The organism is Sphingomonas japonica (genome assembly GCF_006346325.1).
GTDB classification, from domain to species: domain Bacteria; phylum Pseudomonadota; class Alphaproteobacteria; order Sphingomonadales; family Sphingomonadaceae; genus Sphingomonas; species Sphingomonas japonica.
Genome location: NZ_VDYR01000001.1, coordinates 1,947,501 through 1,969,504 on the forward strand (window position 1 = coordinate 1,947,501; position 22,004 = coordinate 1,969,504).

The 22,004-nt window shown below is 67.3% G+C and carries 19 protein-coding genes and 1 tRNA gene (1 of these 20 only partly in view); 13 read left to right on the top strand and 7 right to left on the bottom strand.

The genetic code is table 11. The features are described from left to right. Positions 1 to 859, top strand: the 3' portion of a protein-coding gene (locus FHY50_RS09600) for a lipopolysaccharide biosynthesis protein (RefSeq protein ID WP_140048233.1). The gene continues 617 nt to the left of window position 1, outside the view; the window shows 859 of its 1,476 coding nt (coding positions 618-1,476); its start codon lies off the left edge, out of view; it ends in the stop codon at positions 857 to 859. Positions 860 to 907: 48 nt separating this feature from the next. Here the strand turns inward: FHY50_RS09600 and FHY50_RS09605 are convergent, their stop codons facing one another. Then, positions 908 to 1,336, bottom strand: coding sequence for a CBS domain-containing protein (locus FHY50_RS09605; protein ID WP_140048234.1), 429 nt, complete (start codon positions 1,334 to 1,336; stop codon positions 908 to 910). Positions 1,337 to 1,407: 71 nt separating this feature from the next. Between FHY50_RS09605 and FHY50_RS09610 the strand changes: the two genes are divergently transcribed. Beyond that, a complete protein-coding gene (locus FHY50_RS09610; protein ID WP_140231123.1) occupies positions 1,408 to 1,713 on the top strand; it encodes a hypothetical protein in 306 nt (101 codons plus the stop codon). Here FHY50_RS09610 and FHY50_RS09615 read toward each other — a convergent pair. From FHY50_RS09615 to hisS, 6 genes are all read right to left on the bottom strand, one after another. Then, positions 1,679 to 3,211 carry a DUF4139 domain-containing protein gene (locus FHY50_RS09615; RefSeq protein ID WP_140048235.1) on the bottom strand — a complete coding sequence of 511 codons (1,533 nt, stop codon included), beginning with the start codon at positions 3,209 to 3,211 and terminating at the stop codon, positions 1,679 to 1,681. The genes FHY50_RS09610 and FHY50_RS09615 overlap by 35 nt on opposite strands. A 5-nt stretch (positions 3,212 to 3,216) precedes the next feature. Continuing rightward, complete coding sequence (locus FHY50_RS09620) at positions 3,217 to 4,698, bottom strand: DUF4139 domain-containing protein (protein WP_140048236.1); 1,482 nt, start codon at positions 4,696 to 4,698, stop codon at positions 3,217 to 3,219. Positions 4,699 to 4,818: 120 nt separating this feature from the next. Next, complete coding sequence (locus tag FHY50_RS09625) at positions 4,819 to 5,697, bottom strand: DUF4167 domain-containing protein (protein WP_180345105.1); 879 nt, start codon at positions 5,695 to 5,697, stop codon at positions 4,819 to 4,821. Positions 5,698 to 5,940: 243 nt separating this feature from the next. Next, on the bottom strand, positions 5,941 to 6,786 hold the full coding sequence (gene prmC, locus FHY50_RS09630; protein WP_140048238.1) for a peptide chain release factor N(5)-glutamine methyltransferase: 846 nt from the start codon (positions 6,784 to 6,786) through the stop codon (positions 5,941 to 5,943). After that, the gene (prfA, locus tag FHY50_RS09635) at positions 6,779 to 7,852 is read right to left on the bottom strand and encodes a peptide chain release factor 1 (RefSeq protein ID WP_140048239.1); all 1,074 of its coding nucleotides are present in this window, start codon (positions 7,850 to 7,852) and stop codon (positions 6,779 to 6,781) included. Before prfA ends, prmC begins: the two co-directional genes overlap by 8 nt. Further along, positions 7,849 to 9,108 carry a histidine--tRNA ligase gene (gene hisS / locus FHY50_RS09640; RefSeq protein WP_140048240.1) on the bottom strand — a complete coding sequence of 420 codons (1,260 nt, stop codon included), beginning with the start codon at positions 9,106 to 9,108 and terminating at the stop codon, positions 7,849 to 7,851. The genes prfA and hisS overlap by 4 nt, the downstream gene beginning before the upstream one ends. Before the next feature lie 85 nt (positions 9,109 to 9,193). Between hisS and FHY50_RS09645 the strand changes: the two genes are divergently transcribed. The 11 genes from FHY50_RS09645 (at position 9,194) to FHY50_RS09695 (ending at position 21,985) form a co-directional block, all read left to right on the top strand. Then, positions 9,194 to 9,267, top strand: a tRNA-Gly gene (locus tag FHY50_RS09645). Between the two features lie 160 nt (positions 9,268 to 9,427). Further along, complete coding sequence (locus tag FHY50_RS09650) at positions 9,428 to 10,369, top strand: 3-keto-disaccharide hydrolase (RefSeq protein ID WP_140048241.1); 942 nt, start codon at positions 9,428 to 9,430, stop codon at positions 10,367 to 10,369. Positions 10,370 to 10,610: 241 nt separating this feature from the next. Beyond that, positions 10,611 to 13,094: a glycoside hydrolase family 9 protein gene (locus tag FHY50_RS09655; RefSeq protein ID WP_244935321.1), complete on the top strand. Its 2,484-nt coding sequence runs from the start codon at positions 10,611 to 10,613 to the stop codon at positions 13,092 to 13,094. Positions 13,095 to 13,347: 253 nt separating this feature from the next. Then, positions 13,348 to 14,457 carry a glycosyltransferase family 4 protein gene (locus tag FHY50_RS09660; protein WP_140048242.1) on the top strand — a complete coding sequence of 370 codons (1,110 nt, stop codon included), beginning with the start codon at positions 13,348 to 13,350 and terminating at the stop codon, positions 14,455 to 14,457. Beyond that, positions 14,454 to 15,374, top strand: coding sequence for a glycosyltransferase (locus FHY50_RS09665; RefSeq protein ID WP_140048243.1), 921 nt, complete (start codon positions 14,454 to 14,456; stop codon positions 15,372 to 15,374). Before FHY50_RS09660 ends, FHY50_RS09665 begins: the two co-directional genes overlap by 4 nt. Beyond that, the gene (locus FHY50_RS09670) at positions 15,371 to 16,411 is read left to right on the top strand and encodes a UDP-N-acetylglucosamine--N-acetylmuramyl-(pentapeptide) pyrophosphoryl-undecaprenol N-acetylglucosamine transferase (protein WP_140048244.1); all 1,041 of its coding nucleotides are present in this window, start codon (positions 15,371 to 15,373) and stop codon (positions 16,409 to 16,411) included. The genes FHY50_RS09665 and FHY50_RS09670 overlap by 4 nt, the downstream gene beginning before the upstream one ends. After that, entirely contained in the window at positions 16,411 to 17,502 is a 1,092-nt protein-coding gene (locus FHY50_RS09675) for an acyl-CoA dehydrogenase family protein (RefSeq protein ID WP_140048245.1), read from the top strand. The genes FHY50_RS09670 and FHY50_RS09675 overlap by 1 nt, the downstream gene beginning before the upstream one ends. Then, complete coding sequence (locus FHY50_RS09680) at positions 17,499 to 18,194, top strand: PIG-L deacetylase family protein (RefSeq protein WP_244935322.1); 696 nt, start codon at positions 17,499 to 17,501, stop codon at positions 18,192 to 18,194. Before FHY50_RS09675 ends, FHY50_RS09680 begins: the two co-directional genes overlap by 4 nt. Then, complete coding sequence (locus FHY50_RS09685; protein WP_140048246.1) at positions 18,184 to 18,768, top strand: SAM-dependent methyltransferase; 585 nt, start codon at positions 18,184 to 18,186, stop codon at positions 18,766 to 18,768. The genes FHY50_RS09680 and FHY50_RS09685 overlap by 11 nt, the downstream gene beginning before the upstream one ends. Next, positions 18,765 to 19,565, top strand: a complete 801-nt coding sequence (locus tag FHY50_RS09690; protein ID WP_140048247.1) for a glycosyltransferase family 2 protein — start codon at positions 18,765 to 18,767, stop codon at positions 19,563 to 19,565. The genes FHY50_RS09685 and FHY50_RS09690 overlap by 4 nt, the downstream gene beginning before the upstream one ends. A 191-nt stretch (positions 19,566 to 19,756) precedes the next feature. Continuing rightward, entirely contained in the window at positions 19,757 to 21,985 is a 2,229-nt protein-coding gene (locus FHY50_RS09695; RefSeq protein ID WP_337250271.1) for a DUF305 domain-containing protein, read from the top strand. Positions 21,986 to 22,004: the final 19 nt, after the last annotated feature.

Sequence of the window (22,004 nt, forward strand, 5' to 3'; positions counted from 1 at the left end):
GATGTGGCCCAGCTTCGATTTTCGCGGCGCCGGCAATATCGCGAAGTTCGGCGGGTTGATGGCGGCGGGCCAGATTTTCTGGTTCCTGCAGAGCCAGGCCGACGTGCTGATCGCCGGGCGCAGCCTCGATCCGCACTGGCTCGGCATCTATACCACCAGCCTGTTCCTGACGCAGATCTTCGTCGCTAAGTTCGTGCCACCGCTCAACGACGTCGCCTTTTCCGCCTATTCGCGCATCCAGTCGGACGAAGGCGCAGTCGCCGGCGCCTTTGCCAAATCGGCGCGAATCATCCTGCTCGCGGCCATGCCCTTCTATTGCGGGCTTGCCGCCACCGCCGAGCCGGTGGTCGGAGTGGTGCTGGGTGAGAAGTGGCTCGAGGCGGTGCCGTTCGTGCGCCTGCTTGCGCTCGCCATGCCGTTCATGACGCTGCAGATCCTGTTCGCGCCCGCCGCCAACGCCCGCGGCTATCCAGGCGTCAGTCTGCGCACCAACGCGATCGGCGCGGCGATCCTGCCGATCTCCTTTGTCGTCGGCATCCAGTGGGGCATCACCGGGCTCGCGCTGGCGTGGGTCGCGGCATATCCGCTGTATTGCGCGATCACGGCGCAGCGCACGCTGCCGCTGATCGGGCTGGGCGGCGGCGACCTGCTCCGCGCGATCGCCCCGCCGATCCTCGCGGCCCTGGCGATGGCGCTGGTGGTCACGCTGGTCGATCGCGCGCTGCCCGCGATGGGGGATTTCGAGCGGCTGCTGATCCTCGTTCCCACCGGCGCCGCCGTGTATCTGGCGTGGCTCGCGCTGTTCGCGCGCCAACTGTTGGCGGAATGCATCGGCCTGGTACGAAAGCGCGCAGTTTGAAGGCAAGCGGTACCGGGTCGGTGCCGTCATCCGCGCGGGCGGATCGAATCACGCCTGCTGGATATAGTCCCTCAGCGAATTCGCCTCCGCCTCGATGCGGTCGATGCGATATTTGACGAGGTCGCCGATCGACACGAAGCCGACCAGCGTGCCGCCATCGACCACCGGCAGATGGCGGATGCGCCGCTTGGTCATCAGCCCCAATGCGCCGAGCACGCCTTCGCCAGGCGCGACCGTGATCGCCGGAGCGGTCATCAGCTCGGATACCGGCTTGTCGAGGGCGTCCGGCCCGACGCGCTCGAGGCAATAGACCAGGTCGCGTTCGGAAAAGATGCCGACCACCGCCGCGCCGTCCATCACCGGCACCGCCCCGATCCGCCGCTCCGCCAGTAGCTTGACCGCCTCGCGCGTCGACACGCCGGCGTCGATCGAGATCACCTCGTGCCCCTTGCCGCTCAAGATCGCGCCGATCGTCATCGATTGTCTCCTTCGTACGGGACAAGGACTCTTGGCTTGAGAGTTTCACGAAACAGCCCCACTTGCAACGCATGCCCGATGAGCGCTTCCCCCTCGACGACCCGGCCTATGCCAAATTCGCATGGGGACGCTTCAAGCGGCTGCTTGGCTGGATGGGGCTGGTATCGCTGATATGCGGCGCGATCGCGGTATGGCTGCTCCAGCGCTACACCGGCATCCTGCCGCTGCACATGGGCATCGCCTCGTTTCTCGGCGTGACCCTTACCGTGTTCCTCGCCGCCGCGCTGATGGGATTGATCTTCCTGAGTTCGGGCAGCGGCCATGACGAGCAGGTCGACCGCTTCAATCACGATCCGGACGTCGATACCGATCGCTGAGCCGATAGGTCAGCACCCGCGTGCCGTTGGCCGGCACCGCGGTGCGCCACAGCCAGCGCCCTTCCTCGCGCGCCAGCTTGGTCGACACGCCATCGACATCGATTCCGTCGCCTGCCGCGATCCGCGCTTCATAGGCGATCGGCCGGGGATTGGCGTTGGTCACCGTCACCCGGATCGTCTCGCGCCAGCCCGGCTCGCCGATCCGCTCCGCTCGCGCCGACACGCCGGGGGTCGGCTCCAGGACGATCTCGACCTCTTCGCCAATCGCCTTGTCGGCGAGCGAACCCTCCCCGATCAGGATCGGACGCGCGCCGCCGTCGAACACCTGCACCTGCCCCGACGGAATCGGCAGCCCCAGTCCGCTGCGCTCGCGATTGTCGCCGCGCAGCAGCAGGACCGGCGCGCTCGCCCGGTCGCCGGTCACATCGCTGCGATACACCGGCTCGAGCGCAACGCGCGTGCGATCGAGCAGCCCGACCTGTTTCTGCGCCCTGGCGGCGACCGTCACCGGCATCGGCACGCGATAGAGCTTCAAATCGCCTAGCTGCTCCTGCGCCACCATCCGCGCGCCGGTCACGACGATTTCGGCATCGGCGGCACGCGCCATCATCGGCGCGGGTGCATACATCGCCGGCGGAGGGGGAGGCGGCGGCGGTGGGGGCGGTGCGGTCAGATTCCAGCAGCGCGCATAGAGCGGCTGCGCCTGTGCGATCCGCCCTGCCTGCCGCGCCTCCGGATCGCGCTGTACCTTGCCCGCCACCAGCTGCGTCCCGGCATCGACATGGCTCGTCACATCCGCGCTGACCAATGTCACCCAGGCGAACCAGTCGGCGCCCCGCCCGTCGGGCCGCATCGTCACGACGTGGTTGGCTTGCCAGTCGAACCCGCCCGCCAGATACGACAAGGTCAGCTGCGCCGCGCCGCCAGCCTGGCTGTCCACCGTCACCGACAGCACCGGCTTGGCGCTCAGCCCGGCGGGTATCGCGTCGTAGATCAGGCTCTCGCCCAGCCCCGAACATTGCACCGCCTCGACGCCTTGCTCGGTTTCGAGCACCAGCCCGCCCTCGGCGCCCGAGCGGATCACCCCCTGCCCGCTCGACACCGCACCGCTGGCGGGATCGGTGCGCCGGATCAGCACACGCCGCCCGGTCGACCGGTCGAACAGCGCGCGTGGGCTCAGCAGGTCGGCATCGAGATTCTTCTCGGCGACGCCCGGCACCCCGGACAGGATCGCGCTTTCGGGTAGGATGCCGCCCGATACCCCCTCGAACCGGATCGTCGCGGGTCCGGCCGGAAGCGTCACGCGGCGGGTCTCCGTGATCAGTGCAAAGCCGGAGGGAAACCGCCGGCTGATCGCACGGTCTGCGGGCCGGTCGGGATCGCGGTACAGCGTCACCGACACCGCTTCGGGTGCCGCCGAGGTCACCAGCGCCTGCGCCATCACCGGCGCGCCGCAGCACCACAGCCACATCGCCGCGAGGAACCGCGCCGCGCGCACGTCCCTTAGTACCGCGTGTCGAAACTGGCCGTCAGGACGCTCTCGCCATTGGCGGGCACGGTCACTTGCCACACCCGTTCATCGGCATTGCGCTGCGTCCCGGGCTGGCTTTCCATCGGCACACGCGTGTCGCGCCAGTAATTGTCGAGCCCCGCCTGCACCACCTCGACCGTCACCGCGCGCGGCGACGCATTGGTCAGCACATAGCGCATGTCGGTGCGCCAATAGGTCAGCGATCGTTCCTCGGTCACGGTACGAGTCTCGCCCGACGAATCGCTGATGCGATAACGATAGGTGCGCAGCCATTCGTCGCTGGCGATGCGCGCGCGATTGGCGACGATCGGCTGCACCTTGATATCGAACGCCTCGCCGGTCTTGAGCGCGAGCTGCGATCCCATCGGCGTATGACCGATGCCGTTCTCGCCGATGAATTGCGGCTGCCCGGCGGCATCGCGCATATAGACGCGCACCGTTCCCGCGGGCAGCGCGTCGCCGAGCCCGCCGTCGCGCGACGAGGAGAAGCTCAGCACCGAATCGGCGCTCACCGCCTGATCCTCGCCGCGCATCCAGTCGTTGCGAAAGCGATAGCCGCGCTTTGCGGGCACGCCGCTGACGTCGAGGAAGCTCACCTGTTTCTGCTGGTTCGCCGCAATCGTCGTGCGATCGGCGAGTGGATAGAGATAATAGTCGCCCAGCCGCGCGCGATCGGCGGTCTCGGTACCCGCGACGCTGCCCGGTGCGATGCCCCGCCCGGGCGGGCGCGGTCGGCCGCCACCGCTTTCCTGCGAAGGCTGCCCCGCGACCAGCAGCGTGTCGGCATCGGCAAAGCGCGTCGCGCCCGAATTGTTGAGCGTGATCCACCCCTGCACGTCGATCGCGCCGCTGGCCTCGTCGAACAGCGCGACATAGTCGGCGCGCCAGCTCAGCCCGTTGGTCAGATAGGCCAACGTCACCGGCCGCGTGCCGCCGCGCTCCGCATCGAGCGTCACCGAGAGGGTCGGGCGCGCCCGCAAATTGGGCGGCACGCCCGGAAAGATCACCCGCACCGGCAGGCCATCGTCGCGCAGCACCTCGATCCGCCCGCCGATCTCGAGCACCACGCCCTGATTATACGCCAGCACCTTCGCCTGCTCGCGCGTCTCGGCACCGGTGCCGGGATTGGTGCGCACCAGCGTTACCGTCTGCCCGACCGCCTTTTCGAGCAGGGCATTGGGAGACAGCAGGTCGTAGTCGAAATTCTGCTCGACGATGGTGACACCGTCGGCGGTCAGCCGCACCGTTTCGGGCCGGATATTTTCCGACACGTCGGGAAATTCCTGGACGGCGACCCCCGCGGGAAGCGCTAGCCGCCGCGTATCCTGGATCAGCGCGGTCCCGCCCGAATAGATCGTCACCGCAACATCCCCCTGCGCCGACGGCGTCGGCGCGGTCTGGGCATGGGCAGCTACGGGCAGTGCCAATGCCAGCAGACCCGACAGATATCGCATTGCCCACCCCCTTCGAACGTGTCCCGCCTGTCACCAGCCTAGCATCTGCGCCACAAACGAAAAGGCCGACCTCGCGTGGTGGCGAGACCGGCCTTTCGATTTGCGACGAGCCGCCAGCGCCTATTCGGCGGCGGCGTCCTCGACAGCGACGCGGCGTCGGCGCTTGGGCTTCTCCTCGGCCGGGGCATCGCTCACCAGCGATGGCGGCAGGATGTTGGCATCGAAGCCCGACCCGCCATCCTCCGCCTGCACCGCGACCGGTTGCGCATCGCGCCGCGGCCGCCCGCGACGACGAACCGGCGCTTCGTCGGAAGCGTTGCCGGCAGTGTCCGGTTGCTCCGCCGCGACGGCATGGCCATTGCCGCGTCCGTTGGCGTGATCCTGACGCGGCTCGCGGTCCTGGCGCGGTTCGCGCTGGCGGTCCTGACGCGGCTCGCGGCCGGTCTGATCGCGATCGCCGTCCTCGCTACCTCGGCCGGCACGGCCAGTGTAGTCGCGGTTGCCGTTGTCACGATTCTGTCTGTCGCGATTCTGGCCATCACGATTCTGCCCGTCGCGGTTCTGCTCGTCGCGGTTCTGATTGTCGCGGCTGTTATATTCGCGATTGCCATTGTCGCGGTTGTCGCGGTTGTCGCGATTGCCCTGGTCGCGGTCGCCGCGCAATTGCTGCTGCGGCGCATTGTCCTGGTCGTCGTCATATTCGCCATCGTCGTCCATGTCCGAAGGCTGGCGCTTGTTCTGCTCCTCGAAGCGCGACCGGCTGTCGTTAAGCACGCGGAAATAATGGTCGGCGAACTGGTGATAATATTCGGCGTTGACGCGGTCACCCTGGCGCTGCGCATCGCTGGCGAGATTCTTGTACTTTTCGAGCAGCTGCGCGGCGTTGCCGCGGGCGCGATTGTCGATGCGGTTGCCATTGTCGCGACCGCCGGAATTGCCTTGCGAGCGCTGCTGCTGCCCGCCGCGGCCGCGACGGCGACCGACCTGACGATTGTTCATCAAGGGTTCTTCATCCTGTCCTGGTAAGCCTGTCGGTCGATCACTCGATCCCGGATTGCATGTTGCACCGCGCGCGCCCCGGTCGGACCCCAAATCGGGCTTCCCGGTAGCTGTCGCCTGCCACGGCCGCCGATCAGGCGGCACACATGACGTGGGTTCGGGCCGGCGCCCTCAAATCAACGACTTGGTTGAATGTGCCTGCCCCGCAACCGTTCTTAGCGGGTGCGATGCGGTTCTCCAAGCCTAAATATGTGTCGAGGCATCGATGCGTTCAAGGGCGACGATCGCCCGCGGATTGCCGCCAAGGTCACGGCGCAGCGTCGGCACCAGCCCGGCCTTCGCCACCAGTGCGGCGACCGCATCGCCCTGGCTGGATCCGATCTCGACAATGGCGGCGCCGCCCGGCGCGATCAGCCGCGGCAGGTCGGGCACGATCGCCCGATAGGCGTCGAGCCCGTCACTCCCCGCGAACAGCGCCTCGCCCGGTTCGTGGTCGCGCACCTCGGCCATCAGCGCCTCGGCGGTGCCGATATAGGGCGGGTTGGCGAGCACCAGATCGAATCGCGCGTCAATCCCCCGCGCCCAGTCTCCCAAGGCGAACCGCGCGCGCGCCGCCATTCCCAACCGCTCCGCATTGTCGCGCGCCATTGCCAGCGCGGCCGGCGAACGATCGATTCCCAGTCCCTGCGCATGCGGCCATTGGTCGAGCGCGGCGAGCAGCAAGGTTCCCGGCCCGGTGCCGAGATCGAGGATCGTCGTCGGGCCACGCTCCCCGAACTGCGCCACCGCCGCCTCGATCAGCGTCTCGCTGTCGGCCCGCGGGATCAGCACGCCGGGGCCGACGGCTAGGTCGATCGTCCAGAAGCTGCGCGTCTTGGTGATGTAGGCGACCGGCTCGCACTTCAGCCGCCGCGCGACCAGATCGGGAAACCCGCCGGGCTCGGGATCGCCCAGCTGTGCCAGGATCATCCGTTCGCGCGTGCAGCCCAGCGCATGCGCCATCAGCAATTCCGCGTCGAGGCGCGGCGTCGCGCTGACCGGATCGAACGCGCGCGCGGCCCGTGCCAGCGCGGCGCGCACATCAGCCATCCAGCGTCGCCAGCCGCTCGGCCTCGTCCTCGGCGATCAGCGCGCCAACCAGTTCGTCGAGTTCGCCCTGCAATATCTCGGGCAGGCGGTGCAGCGTCAGGTTGATGCGATGGTCGGTCACCCGCCCCTGCGGAAAGTTGTAGGTGCGGATGCGCTCCGAGCGGTCGCCCGATCCGACCATCGACTTGCGCGCGCCCGCGCGCTCGCTGTCGGCACGCTCGCGCTCCGCCTCGTAGAGCCGCGTGCGCAGCACTTTCAGCGCCTTGGCCTTGTTCTTGTGCTGCGACTTCTCGTCCTGCTGGATCACCACCAGCCCGGTCGGGACATGCGTGATCCGCACCGCCGAATCGGTGGTGTTGACGTGCTGCCCGCCTGCCCCCGACGCGCGATAGACGTCAATGCGCAGGTCCTGGTCGGCGATCTCGATATCGACTTCCTCCGCCTCGGGCAGCACCGCCACGGTCGCTGCCGAAGTATGAATGCGCCCGCCGCTTTCGGTGACCGGCACGCGCTGGACGCGGTGGACACCGCTTTCGAACTTCATCCGCGCGAACACGCCGGTGCCGGTGACGCTGGCGATCACTTCCTTGTATCCGCCGGCTTCCGACGCGCTGGCGGAAATCAGCTCGACCTTCCACCCGCGATTGTCGGCATAGCGCTGGTACATCCGCATCAGGTCGCCTGCGAACAATGCTGCCTCGTCCCCGCCGGTCCCGGCGCGGATCTCCAGCATCGCAGGCCGCGCATCGGCGGCATCGCGCGGCAGCAGCGCCAGCGCCAGCGCGCGCTCCGCCGCCTCGAGCGCAGCCTTGTTCTCCTGCAATTCCTCCGAAGCCATCTCGCGCAGTTCGTCGTCGCCGTCGCGCGTCATCGCGTCGAGCGACACCCCCTCCGCACGCAACCGCCGCACCCGCCCCGCCGCCTGCGCCACCGGTTCGAGCTCGGCATATTCCTTCGATACAGCAACGAAGCGCTCACCCGGCAAGTCGCCGGTCGCCATCATCGCCTGCAGTTCATCGCGCCGCGCCTCGATCTGCGCGATCCGGTCGGGGGGGATGCGGGTCATTCCAGACCGCGCAAGATCGAGCTAACCGGACTGGTATCGAGCAACGTCTCGATGTGGCCCTTCGCGAGCCTACCTGCCCGAAGCCAACGCAGACTGTGGCCGCCATCGACCCCCAACGAGAGTGTGAGCTGAGGAGACTGCTTGAGCGCACGGTCGTAACGCTTCCTCGGGCTACCCGACGCAAACAACTCGGCAGCAACACCAATCCTGCGAAACGCCGCCAACAACCGCGCGGCGACATATTCTCGGTCGGGGTGCTCGGCTATGATAGCCAAATCCGGCGCATCGGCAGCCACCTCCCCGCACAACATCGCCAACCGCTCGATCCCCGCCGCCCAGCCGACCCCGGGCGTCGCCGGCCCGCCCAGGCTCTCGACCAGCCCGTCATAGCGGCCGCCTGCCAGCACCGTGCCCTGCGCCCCCAGCCGGTCGGTGACGAATTCGAACGCGGTGTGGCGGTAGTAATCGAGCCCGCGCACCAGCCGCGCGTTGCGCTCCCACGCGACCCCCGCCGCATCGAGCCCGCTCGTCACCGCAGCGAAAAAATCGCGCGCCTCGCTCGTCAGGAATGCGTCGATATCCGGCGCGCTGTCCGCGATCGGGCGGTCGCGCGGGTCCTTGCTGTCGAGGATACGCAAGGGATTGGTCTCGAGCCGCTTGAGGCTGTCCTCCGACAGATCGCCGCGCGCACCCTGAAAATGCTCGATCAGCGCCGCACGCCACGCATCGCGCGTCGCCGCATCGCCCAGCGTGTTGAGCTGCAGCGTAACCCCGTCGGAAATGCCCAGCTCGCGGAGCAGCTGGTCGGCCAGCGTCAGCAATTCGACCTCGGCGGCAGGCTCCCCCGCGCCCAGCACTTCGGCGTCGATCTGGTGGAATTGGCGATACCGCCCCTTTTGCGGACGTTCATAGCGGAACGTCGGTCCATGCGTGACCAGCTTCAATGGCGCATATTGCCGCCACCCTTCCGTCAGGTACGCCCGCGCGATCCCGGCGGTGAATTCCGGCCGCAATGTCAGCGAATCGCCGCCGCGATCCTCGAACGAATACATCTCCTTCGACACCACGTCGGTGGTCTCGCCCAGCGAGCGCGCGAACACCGCCGTCGCCTCGAACACCGGCATCTCGACACGCTGGAACCCATACAGCCGCCGAACGCGATCGAACGTGTCGACGACGTGCTGGAACCGGCGCTGGTCGTCGCCGAAAATGTCCTGGGTGCCGCGTACGCGGCCGGGGGTTTCGATACGGGCCATAAGTCGCGGCTATCTAGGGAAGCGACGAACCGAACGCCAGTGCGGGCTTGCACCCGCCTCGCGCCGACAGTATCGGGGCAGCAGCGCGGGTATAGTACAATGGTAGTACAGCAGCCTTCCAAGCTGAATACGCGGGTTCGATTCCCGCTACCCGCTCCAGCCCGCCATCCGCCAATGTCCGTTCAGGGCGATGCAAACCGCCGAAAATCGTAGAATTTTCGCATGGCCAGGCTGGCCTCATCTTGATCGGCAGTCCATGTTAGCGATACCCTGCCACCCTGCCCGGGGGCAATGATCGTATAGTGACGAGGGGATGGCTATGGCGGGACCACCGATATTCACCGTAGCGGCGGTCATCCTTGCGCTGGGGCCGGGGCAGGATTCGAAAGACGCCGCGCGCGCGATCGCCGGGGAGCCGGCAGTCGCGGCGCAGCGGTTGGTGCTCGTCGATCTACCTGCGCCGACGGGCGAGGCAGTTCCGTTGTTTGACGGGCGCAGTCTGGCAGGCTGGAACGCCTGGCTGGGCTATGCCGACCCCTCGATCACCTATCACGCCGAGCCCGGGGCGACGCCGATCGGAACCGGACGCGATACCCGCGGAGACTTTGCGGTCAAGGATGTCGATGGTGGCCCGGCGATCTGGGTGAAGGGAGAGACCTGGGGCAGCCTGGTCCACCATGCCGACCTTCGCGACTATCATCTCCGGTTGCAGTTCAAATGGGGTTCCAGAACCTGGGCCCCTCGCCAAAAGCTGCCGCGGAACAACGGTCTGCTCTACCACAGCCATGGGACACCGGGCGAAGTGTTCGGCACGTGGCGGCCATCGTCCGAGTTCGAGATCATGACCGGATCGACGGGAATGATCGTCGCGGTCGGCGGCAAGGTGCGGGGCCGCACCAATGTGACGTTCGACCCGTCCCTGATCGCGCCGCATCTGCGCTTTCGCACCGCGGGTCGCGAAATCGACATCGTCAATGGCAGCCCGACGTGGAATGTGGAGGCCGCAACCGATGCCGAGCACGCGGTCGGCGCGTGGAACACGCTCGACCTGTATGTCGTCGGCGACCGCGCGGTACACGTCGTCAATGGGATACCGGTCGCAGAGGTGCGCGACCTGGCGACGATTGCTGCCGACGGGACCCGCCAGCCGCTGACGCACGGAAAGATCCAGCTTCAATCCGAAGGAGCCGAAACCTGGTTTCGCGCGATCACGGTCGAGCCGATCGAAACCTTGCCCAGAATTGTCGTCGCCAGGGATTAGACGCCTGTCGCCAAAGGGCGGGCATTGCCCGGGTCTGGCAGCTTCGTAGCTTTCGCAGGCTGCGGCGGCACGCGAACGCATCCTCCGCGCCTGCCTGCCGAACCTGGACAAATCGGTCGGGAGTGCTTGCCTTCTGCCGTTCGACCATGGATGTTAGCGCAAACATCACCGGGAGAGGTTTGTGGGATTGCGCCGGAACATCCGTAGATTTGCCCTTTGCGCCTGCGCGAGCGGCGCGATCGTGCAGCCGCTGTTCGCGCAGGATCGTGCAGCCCCCGCATTGCGGCTCGGCGATGGCGACATCTATCGTGCCCCCGGGGTCGACTGGCTGGTGTTCAGCAACTGGTATGACGGACTGTTCGCGGACGCCAAGATCAGCGGCGTCGAACTCATCCAGCAGGGCGAGCGTATCGCCACCAACGGGGATGTGCGGCTGTCGCCCACCCCCGGACAATGGGATGCGATCGGGCGGCTGGTCGAGCGCCGCGTCGATTCCGAAACCGGCCTGATCGAGGCGGAGCTGGAATATCCCGGCTACGGATTCCGCTATCTCGTCCGCTCCCGACCCACCCGAACCGGGTTGCAGGTGACGGTCAGCCTGCCGGAGGAACTGCCCGATGCGCTGGTCGGCCGTGCCGGATTCAACCTGGAATTCCTGCCCTCGGCCTATTTTCGCGAAGCGTTTCTGGTCGACGGCAAACCGGGCGGCTTTCCGCTATATCCCGCCAGCGACATGCGGCTCACGCCCGAACGCAATGCCGCAAGCGGGCGCAGCGAAGGCCCGGGCGCGGAGCCGCTTGCGATGGCGCAGGGAAGCCGGTTCGTGCTCGCGCCGTCCAACCCGGCGCGCCGGGTCAGCATCACGTCGGACGTGCCGCTCGCGCTGTTCGACGGCCGCAACCAGGCGCAGAATGGCTGGTTCGTGCTGCGATCGTTGCTCCCGGCCGGCAAGACCGGCGAGGTACTGACCTGGACCCTCGATGCCAACAGCGTGCCCGATTGGCTGCGCCCGCCGGTGATCGGCCATTCGCAGCTGGGCTATGCCCCGGCCGAGGCGAAGGTCGCGACCGTTGAGTTGGACCGCAACGATACCGACGATACCGCGATCCGGCTGATCAGGATCGGTGAAGACGGAAGCGAAACCGTCGCGCTCGAAGGAAACGGCAAGCGCTGGGGCAACTATCTGCGCTATCGCTATCGCCGGTTCGATTTCAGCCAGGTTCGCGAACCCGGCGTGTACATCCTCGAAACTGGAGAGACCCGCACCGCCCCGTTCCGCATCGCCGACGACCTGTATGCCAGCGCCTGGCATCCGACGCTCGACGTCTATTTCCCCGTGGCGATGGACCATATGTTCGTGAACGAGGCGTATCGGGTCTGGCATGGCGATCCGCACCGCGACGACGCGCTTCAGGCGCCGATCGATCACGAGCATATCGACCTGTACCGACAGGGTCCGACCACCGACACCCGCTTCGCGCCGGGCGAGCATATCCCGGGGCTGAATGTCGGCGGCTGGCTCGACGCCGGCGACTTCGACATCCGCACGCAGACGCAATATGCCGTGGTGCGCCAGATGGTGCAGGCCTGGGAGGATTTTTGTCTCACTCGCGACGCTACCGCAATCGACCAGACGCGGCGGCACGTCGAAATCCATGTTCCGGACGGCGAGCCGGACCTGCTGCAGCAGATCCGGCACGGGACCATCCAGTTGCTGGCGCAGTTCGACGCGGTCGGCCATGCCATCCATGGCATCGTCGAGCCCGACGTCGCGCAATATACCCATCTGGGCGACGCCGTGACCAAGACAGACGGCATGGTGCATGATCCGCGACTGCGCCCCGGCGAGGTAAAGGACGGGCGCAGCGGCACTCCGGATGATCGCTGGGCGTTCACCAGCAAATCATCGGCGCTGAACTATGGGTCGATCGCCGCGCTGGCAGCGGCCGCGCGCGCGCTGGACGGTTTCGACGACGCGCTCGCGGCACGCTGCCTGGAGACGGCCGAGCGGATCTGGGCACAGGAGCAGGGCCAGGCTCCCGATCTTTTCCGCCATGGCAACACTACCGGCGGCCCGCTCGAATCCGAGCGCTTCACCGCTGCGGTCGAGCTTCTGCAGACCACGCGCAAACCGGAATATATCGCGGCGGTGCAGCGCGAATGGCCTGCCATCGCCGCGAGTTTTGCGCGCGATGCCGATGTCGCCGCGCGAGCGTTGCCGCTGATGCCGCCCGACTATCGCGCGGGCATGGTGCAGGCCGTCCGGCGCTGGGTGAAGGAGACCGATGCCGCGGCGGCGGCCAATCCCTATGGCGTGCCGATCACCACCGGCGGGTGGGCAGGGAGCGGCACGGTCCTCGATTACGGCAACACCAGCTTCGTTCTCCACCGCGCTTTCCCCGACATCGTCAAACCCGACGCAGTATTTCGCGCCCTGGCGTTCCTCCACGGCAACCATCCCGGTTCCGATGTTTCGTTCGTGTCGGGCGTGGGGACGCGGTCCAAGGAAGTTGCCTATGGCAATAACCGGGCGGACTTCAGCTTCATCGCCGGGGGCGTCGTGCCGGGCGTCTTGATCGTGAAGCCCGATTTTCCCGAAAACAAGGAGGATTGGCCGTTCCTTTGGGGACAGAACGAATATGTCGTGAACACGGGCGCGGCGTATATCCATCTCGCCAACGCCGCCGATGCTTTGGTCCGCCAGGAGGTCGATCCCGCACGGTGAACCTGTGATCATCGTCGGCATGATCTGCACCGTGACGCGGCTCTCGCTGCTGGCGAAGAGGGCGGGCACGCGCAAGACGCGTCGCGCTTATGCTCGGCCGGCTTGGCGATAATAAGGCGTGCTATTTCACCGAATAGCTCTAGCAAGTCTGAGCACCTAACGTAGGTTATGGGCTAGAGGCGCCGGGACCCCGATAGGATCGGATCGCGACCGCTGTGATGCCCACCGCGTCGGACGGATCAGGGGTCCATGAATGCGGGTCGCGATTATCGCCCATCTCAAGCACGCGATCGCTGAGCCGTTCGCCGGCGGGCTCGAAATGCACACCCATCTGCTTGCCCAGTCGCTGAACAGCCGCGGCCACGACGTCACGCTGTTCGCCTCGACGCGGTCCGATCCGACGCTTGGCCTGGAAGCCATTTGTGACGAAACGACGCTGTCGCACGTCGGCACCGCAGAGGCGCAAGATGTGATGTTCTTCCGCGAACATCACGCCTATCTGACGCTGATGGGCGAGTTGCGGCGACGCGATTTCGACCTCATCCACAACAACTCGCTGCACTACCTGCCGGTGGCGATGGCCGACACGATCGATACGCCGATGGTGACGACGCTCCACACGCCGCCTTTCTGCTGGCTGGAAAGCGGCATCCGCCTGTGTCGATCTCAGGCAATGCGGTTCGTCGCGGTTTCAGAGACGATCCGCGGGCTGTGGTCGCCGATCACGCCGATCGATCGTGTCATCGCCAATGGCGTGGACCTATCGCAATTCCCGTTCAATGCCGAACCGGCGGCATCGCCCTATCTGGTCTGGTATGGCCGGATCGTTCCTGAAAAGGGCCTGCATCTGGCGATCGCCGCGGCGCAGGTGATGGAGATGCCGCTGCGCTTTGCGGGCCCGATCTCGGATCCCGTCTATTTCTCGGACCAAATTCTGCCGATGCTGGGAACGGATGTGGAGCATGTCGGCCATCTCGACCATGCCGCACTGGCGACGCTGATCGGCGGAGCGCGCGCGTTCCTGTGCACGCCGCGCTGGGAGGAGCCCTATGGCCTCGTAGTCGCGGAAGCGTTGGCATGCGGAACCCCGGTCGCGGCGTTCGCGCGCGGCGCCATCCCGTCCTTGCTCAATAGTCGTTCGGGAGTGTTGGCCACCCCCGACGATGCCGTAGCGCTGGCCCGGGCTGCACAATCGGCGATGGCGCTCGATCGGCGCGAGTGTCGTGCCCGCGCCGAGGCGATCTGCGATGCGCGGGTCATGGTCGACGGCTACGAGGCGCTGTATGCCGAGATGATCGCCGCCAACGACGGTGCGCGATCGCCGCTTGGCGAGGCGGCCCTGCCCGACGCGGCGGCGGCGTGACGGCCGATCGGTTCTGCATCTGTGTCCCGGCGCGCAACGAAGCCGAACGCCTGCCTCGCTTGCTGGACGCTCTGGCCGCTCAGAACGGGGTCGGTGTCGTTCCGGTGGCGTTGTGCATCAACAACAGCGACGACGGCAGCGTTGCCGCTGCCGAGACCGCGGCCCGGCGTCATGCGGGCCGGCTGGAGATTGCGATCGACGATTGCCGGTTGCCGCGTCGGTCGGCGCATGTCGGCACCGCGCGCGGTCGGGCGATGGACATAGGCGCGACCCTCGTCGGGAACCGCGGCGTGTTGATTTCGACCGACGCCGATTGCCGTCCCCCACCCGGCTGGATCGCCGCCAACCTGGCCGCGATCGACCGCGGCGCCGATCTGGTCGGCGGAAAAATGCTGATCGACGAAAGCGAGCCGCTCGATCCGACAGTCCGGGCATGGCGGGCCATGCTGGATCGCTATTGGGCGCAGGTGCGGGCGATCGAGGATCGCATCGATCTGCAATCGCATGATCCTTCCCCGCGCCACGGCGATCATGGCGGCGCCAGCCTGGCGATCCGAGTCGCGACCTACCGCGCGGCGGGCGGAGTGCCGCCGCTCGCATCTGGCGAGGATCGCGCGCTGGTCGCCACTGCGGTTGTCGCCGGGGGACGGCTGGTGCATCCGATCGACGTGTGGACGCGCGTCTCCCCGCGCGCGATCGGGCGCGCCACCGGCGGAATGGCCAGCGCGATGGCGGAATTCCAGGACCTGCTGCGGGTGGGGCGCGAGCCGTGTGTACCCGCTTTCGATCACTGGCAGCAGCGCGCCGAATGGCGCCTCGGCCAGCGCACCGGCGGCGCCGATCCCGGTGAGGTGGTGCGGCGTGAGGCGGCGCTCCCCCCCATGCCGTGCGACCTGCCGCTATCGGCGGTTTCGTGACCGCGGCGCGGCCGATCGGCTATTATGTCCATCATCACGGCGCCGGGCATCGCACCCGCGCCGCAGCGATTGCACGTGCCGCGGGCGGGCGGGTGACGCTGATCGGGACGGGCCTTGCGGGGAAGGTAAGCGACCTGGCGTATCTCGAACTTCCCGACGATCGGCTCGAGCCCGGCTTCACCGGCGCCGACGGAGCAGCGAACCGTCCCGAGTCACTGCATTACGCGCCGGTCGATCATGACGGCGTTCGGCGGCGCGTAGCGGGCACGGCGCAGTGGATCGTCGAGAATGCTCCGGCGCTGATGGTGATCGACGTGTCGGTGGAAATGGCGATGCTGGCGCGGCTGGCGTCGGTGCCAACGGTCGTGGTCCGGCTGGCGGGTCTGCGCACCGATCCGGCGCACCGCGACGCGTTTCGCGGTGCCACAGCGCTGCTGTGCCCGTTTGACGAGCAGCTGGAGGACCCGGCCACGCCGGCCGACATCGTCGCCAGGACGCGATATTTTTCGGGCCTGATCGATCGGCCGCATCCGGCGACGGCGCAGCCCGGCATGGTGACCGTCGTATTGGGGGCGGGCGGAAACGATGTGGAAGGCGCGGTTTGGGCCGCGGCAGCGCGGTCGGCACCAGACATGGAGTGGCACGTGCTGGGCGCAGCAGATGCGCTGCCCGGCGCACCGCCGAATCTGACCTGGCATGGCTGGGTCGCCAACGCGCCCGATCGCATGGCCAGATCGGAAGTGGTGATCGTTACCGCCGGCAACGGCGCGGTGGGAACCGTGCTTGCAACCGGACGCCCGTTGATCTGCATCCCCCAGGATCGCCCGTTCGGCGAGCAGCGATCGACCGCCGCCGCGCTGGTGCGCGCCGGCGGCGCCGTCCAGTGCGACAATCCTGCGACCGCAGATTGGCCCGCGCTGATCGAGCGCGCGCGCGCGCTGGATCCGGGGGCGGCACGCGCACTCGACGATCCGTCGGGGCCCGAACGCGCGGCGCGATGGTTGGTCAAGCTGGCCGATCGTGGAGGACGGAGTTGATGCTGCCGATCGCCGAGGACCCGTTGGTGCGCGCACTTGCCGAACACGGTGCCGGATACGACGCCGAACCCGCCTATCCCGCAGATTGCATGGCGTTGCTGGAGCGTGCCGGGTTGCATCGGCGCTACGCCCCTGTGACTGTCGGTGGGGAGTCCTTCGCCGACGAGCATTCGCGCTACGCGGCACTGCGCGACGATTTGCGCCGCGTGGGTCGCGGCGACCTGAGTACCGGGCGGTTGTACGAAGGGCATGTCAACGCGTTGCTGCTCTTCGAATGGTATGCCAGCGCTGTGCAGCTCGAATGGCTGGCCGGCGCGCTCGATCGCGGCGCGGTGTTTGGGGTGTGGGCCACCGAAGCTCCGCCCGGGGTCGGCATCGTACCAGACGCAGCGGGCTACCGCATGACGGGGGCAAAGCGCTTTGCGTCGGGCGCAGGCGGGATCGACTATGCCGTCGTAACCGCCAGGCCGCCTTCGGGAGAGCGCCGCGCGGTCGTGGTCGCCGCAGGCGATGCGACGCGAACCGACGCCAGCGGCTGGCGGGTGCGGGGAATGCGCGCGAGCATGAGCGGCGAATATGACCTGTCGGACATGGTGGTGGGGGAGGATGCGCTGCTCGGCGCACCCGGCGCCTATGACCTGGAACCGCGCTTCACTGCCGGGGCGTGGCGCTTCACCGCCGTACAGCTTGGCGGGATCGAGGCGCTGCTCGCCGAAGTACGTGCCGGCATGAGCGACGCCGCGCGCGCCGATCCGCTCTCACGGGCCGCGTTCGGGGCAGCGGTGGTGGCGACGCGCACTGCGTTTCTATGGGTGCGAGAGGCAGCAGAGCATGCCTCTCGCAACAGCGACGACGCGATCGCGATGGCGCGGATGGCGCGCGGTGTCGTCGAACGCGCCGGGCTCGACGTGATGGAACATGCCGCGCGGCTGATCGGAACGCGCAGCGCATTCGACGGTGGACGCATCGACCGGATCACCCGCGACCTCAGCCTGTATCTGCGCCAGGCCGGGCCGGATCACGCGCGCGATGCTGCCGTCGTCGATTGGCTGGTCCGCGATCGCTTCGGACCCGAGCAGGCACTGTGGTGACGCGGGCGATCCCGCTGGCGCGCAGCCGCCATGCCCGTGCCTTCTGGTGCGTGCTCGCACCGCATCCCGATGACGAGACGATCGGCACCGGAGCGTTGATCGCGCAGACTGCGAAGGCCGGGCGGCTGGGCGCAGTCGTGTATCTGACGGATGGCTCCGGGTCGCATCCCACCGAAAATACGGGTGCGCGTCGGGCGCTCGTCCAGTGCCGTGCGCGTGAAGCGTCGCTTGCGCTGCGGCGCCTTGCCGGGCCCCGCGCACTGCGGCCAGTGTTCCTGGGCTGGTGCGACGGGAATCCGTTTGCCGTCGGTTCGGGCGAGTTTCGCGCCACTGCCCGACAGCTGTCGAGCGTACTGCGCCGGTTGCAGATCGACGCGATCGCGATCCCGGCGATCGACGAAACGCATTGCGACCATGTCGCGGCGCACCGGCTGGCACGCGCGGCGCTGGCGATCGCGCGCCGCCGCATCGCACCATTTGCCTATCGCGTTTGGGGCGGCGCAATGCCGCGTACGATGCGACCGGCGCTCGTCACGCGGCCAATGCCGGTGGCGCGGCGGCGGCATGCCCTGCAGGCGCATCGCAGCCAGACCAGCGCCGCCATGGGGCCGGGGTTCAGGGTTCCGCCGCAGTTGATGCGACAGCGCGATCGCGATCGCCTCTATCCGGTCGGGAGGCGAAATGCACGCTGACGCCAGCCTCGGCGCGTCCTATTTCAACGGCATATTCGCAAGCAGCGACGATCCCTGGTCGCTCGCGACCAGCGCCTATGAAGACGCCAAGTTCGCCCGGACCATCGCTGCGCTTGGCGGCCGCCGCGCAGCCCGCGCGATCGAGATCGGCTGCGCGCATGGCGTGCTTACACAGCGGATTGCACCCCTGTGCGACGCGCTGCTGGCGATCGACATCAGCGCGCGCGCCGTCGAGCTGGCGCGCAAGCGCTGCGGTGCGTTACCCCAGGTTCGTTTCGCGGTTGCCGGCTTTCCGGCGGATGCACCCCCAGTCACGTCCTTCGATCTGGCGATCTTGTCCGAGGTCGTCTATTACTGGAGCGACGCCGATATCGACGCCGCCGGTGAATGGCTGGCCGAGCATGTCGTCCCCGGCGGGCGGATCCTTCTGGTCCATTATACGGGCGAGACGAACTATCCGCAGACCGGCGACGGCGCGGTCACGGCGCTTGCCGACACGCTCGGCGAAAAGGTCGCGGTCGTTCATTCGGAGCGAGCAGAGCGCTATCGGCTCGATCTGTGGCTACGACGATGATCGGCCCAAGCGTCCTCACGCTGGTCAAGAACCGGGCGGCGCACCTGGCGCAGCTGGTGGAAGGCCTGCGGCGGTCGTCCTGTGTCCCGGGCGAGCTGATCGTCGTCGATATGAGCGACGATCCTGTCACAATAGCGAGCGCCGACTTTCCGGTGCGCATCGTGCGACTGGATGCCGCAGGCCTGCCCCTGGCGCAGGCGCGCAATCTCGCTGCGCGCGAAGCGACTGGCGATCACCTGATATTCCTCGACGTCGATTGCATCCCGATGCGCGACTGTATCGGCCGCCTGCACGACGTGCTCGCCACCGACAATGCGCTTTTGTGCGCCGATGTCCGCTATCTCGGTCCGCACGAAGCGCGGGGCGACTGGGACGAGGCCGCCTTGCTCGCCGCCGGTCGCCCGCATCCGGTGCGCGACTTTCCCGCAACCGGCCTGCGGCACGAGCCGAATGCCGGCCTGTTCTGGTCGCTCGCCTTTGCGATCCGGCGCTCGACCTTCGCGTCGATCGGCGGTTTTGACGAAGGCTTTACCGGTTATGGCGGCGAGGACACCGATTTTGGATATCGCGCGGTCGCACGCGGCGTACCGCTGCTGTTCGTCGGCGGCGCCACAGCGTGTCACCAGTGGCACGAAAGCGAAGACCCCCCGCTGCGCCATCTCGACGATATCGTGCGCAATGCGCGGTACTTCCAAGCCATCCACGGCTGGTGGCCGATGGAAGGATGGCTGGCCGCGTTCGAGCGAATGGGACTGATCGAGCGCAGCGAACATTCGATCGAGCGCAGAAAAGCCTAGCCGGTGCCGTGCTCGTCCGCGACGGCCAACCCGCTCACGGCGGAATACAGGGTCGCCGGGGTTCGCGGTGGCGAACTATCAGGCATGAGATGACCAAAGCCCTTCCCATGACGCCTGCTCGAAGTAAGCTGTGCCGAGAACGGGCAACACCGGGGAGACACGCGATGAGGCACTTACGAAATTGCAGGAAGGTGGGCGCTCTCGTCGGCGTTCTCGGGATTATCGGTTCCAGCGCTGCCGCGGCACAGGAAGTGCCCATCGTTCAGCCGGGCGCCCCCGGGCAGAATGGTCGCGCACTCAGCGCCGGAGAGGCGAGCCGGATCGCCGATACCCGCTACTCCCCCGACGATATCGCGTTCATGCGTGGCATGATCCAGCATCACCAGCAGGCGGTCGACATGGTCGCGCTGGTGCAGAGCCGGACCAATACGCCCGACGTGGTCGCCGTGGCGGATCGCATCCGCGCATCGCAGGCCGACGAGATCGTTTTCATGCGCGAATGGCTTCAGGATCACGGCGACGCCGTGCCGACGCCGACCGGTGTTGACGATCATTCTGCGCATGCCGGCCACGCGATGAACAGTCCGGGATCCGCCTCCGCGCACGCAATGATGCCGGGAATGGCGACGCCGCAGCAGATGGCCGAACTGGCGGCCGCGCGCGGGACCGACTTCGACAGGCTGTTCCTCACGCGCATGATCGCGCATCACGAAGGCGCGATCGCCATGGTGCGCGATCTGCTGGCACAGCCCGGCTCCGCCTATGATCCGGCGCTGTTCGAGTTCACCAGCGACGTGCGCAACGAACAGCAGGCCGAGATTAACCGCATGGGCGCGATGCTGGCGGGGCTGTCCGGCGATCCGCGGACGCAGCTGGCGGCAGGGCTTGCCAAGCCGGGCGTGGCGGCCTGGAACATGCGCCTCGTCAAATCGCTGCCCAAGCCGCCGGGGTTCTTCGATCCTGCCAACCCCGGTGGCCTCGCTCCACCCATTCCCGCGCAGGCGAATGCGCAAGCCGCGGCGCAGCGCGGCGAGAATGATGGCGAGGACAACACCCAGTTTGGCGAGCGCTCGTCGCTGCTCAGCTTCTGGAACACCGATATGGCGTTTTCGGGCGATATGCTGGTGACGGGCAATTATCACGGCTTCAACGTCTATCGGCTGGGGACGGACGGAATTCCCTCGCTCGTCAGCTCGGTGGTCTGTCCCGGCGGACAGGGAGACGTCTCGATTGCCGGCGACCTGCTGCTGATGTCGGTCGAACAGACGCGCGGTCGTGTCGATTGCGGGCTGCAAGGCGTTCAGGGCGAGGCCAGCCCCGAACGCTTCCGCGGGCTGCGCATCTTCGACCTGTCCAATCCCGCCCGGCCGGTCCAGGTCGGGCAGGTCCAGACCTGTCGCGGCAGCCACACCCATTCGATCGTCTCTGCCGACGATCGCAGGATCATCGTCTATAATTCCGGCACAGCGGGCGTGCGCGATGGTGCGGAGCTAGCCGGGTGCGTCGGCGACGTGCCCGGCGACCAGCGCACCGCGCTGTTCAGCATCGACGTGATCGAAATCCCGGTTGCTGACCCGTCGCGTGCGCGGATCGTCAATCGACCGCGCGTCTTTGCCGATGAGGGCACCGGCCAGATCGCCGGGCTGTGGCGGGGCGGCGATCACGGCGCGGGTACGCAGGAAACCAATCGCACCGACCAGTGCCACGACATCACCGTGTTCCCGTCGAAGAAGATCGCGGCCGGCGCGTGTTCGGGCAACGGCATCCTGCTCGACATTTCCGATCCGCTACGGCCCAAGCGCATCGATGCGGTGAGCGATCCCGGCTTCGCCTATTGGCATTCGGCGACTTTCAACAATGATGGCACCAAGGTCATCTTCACCGACGAATGGGGCGGCGGCGCCCGCCCACGGTGCCGGACCTACGATCCCAAGGGCTATGGCGCGGACGCGATCTACGACATCGTCGATCGCAAGTTCGTCCGGCGCGGCACGTACAAGCTGCCCGCGCCGCAGGGCGAAATGGAGAACTGCGTCGCGCATAACGGGTCGATCCTACCGGTGCCCGGCCGCGACATCCTGGTACAGGCCTGGTATCAGGGCGGCATTTCGGTGGTCGATTTCACGGACAGCGAGAGCCCGCGCGAGATCGCCTATTTCGATCGCGGACCGATCGATGCCAAGCAACTGGTGCTCGGTGGTTTCTGGTCGGCATATTGGTATCGCGGGCATATCTACGGAACGGAGATCACGCGCGGGCTCGACGTGCTGGCGCTCGAGCCCAGCGAGGCGCTGACCGCTTCGCAGATCGCCGCAGCCGGTGCGGCGCGCTATCCCGGCGGCGTGTTCAATCCGCAGACGCAGCAACCTGTTACCTGGCCCAGCGACGTGCTCGCAGCCGCCCGGTCACCGCGCGAGTAAGGAGCACCAGCGCCCTGTC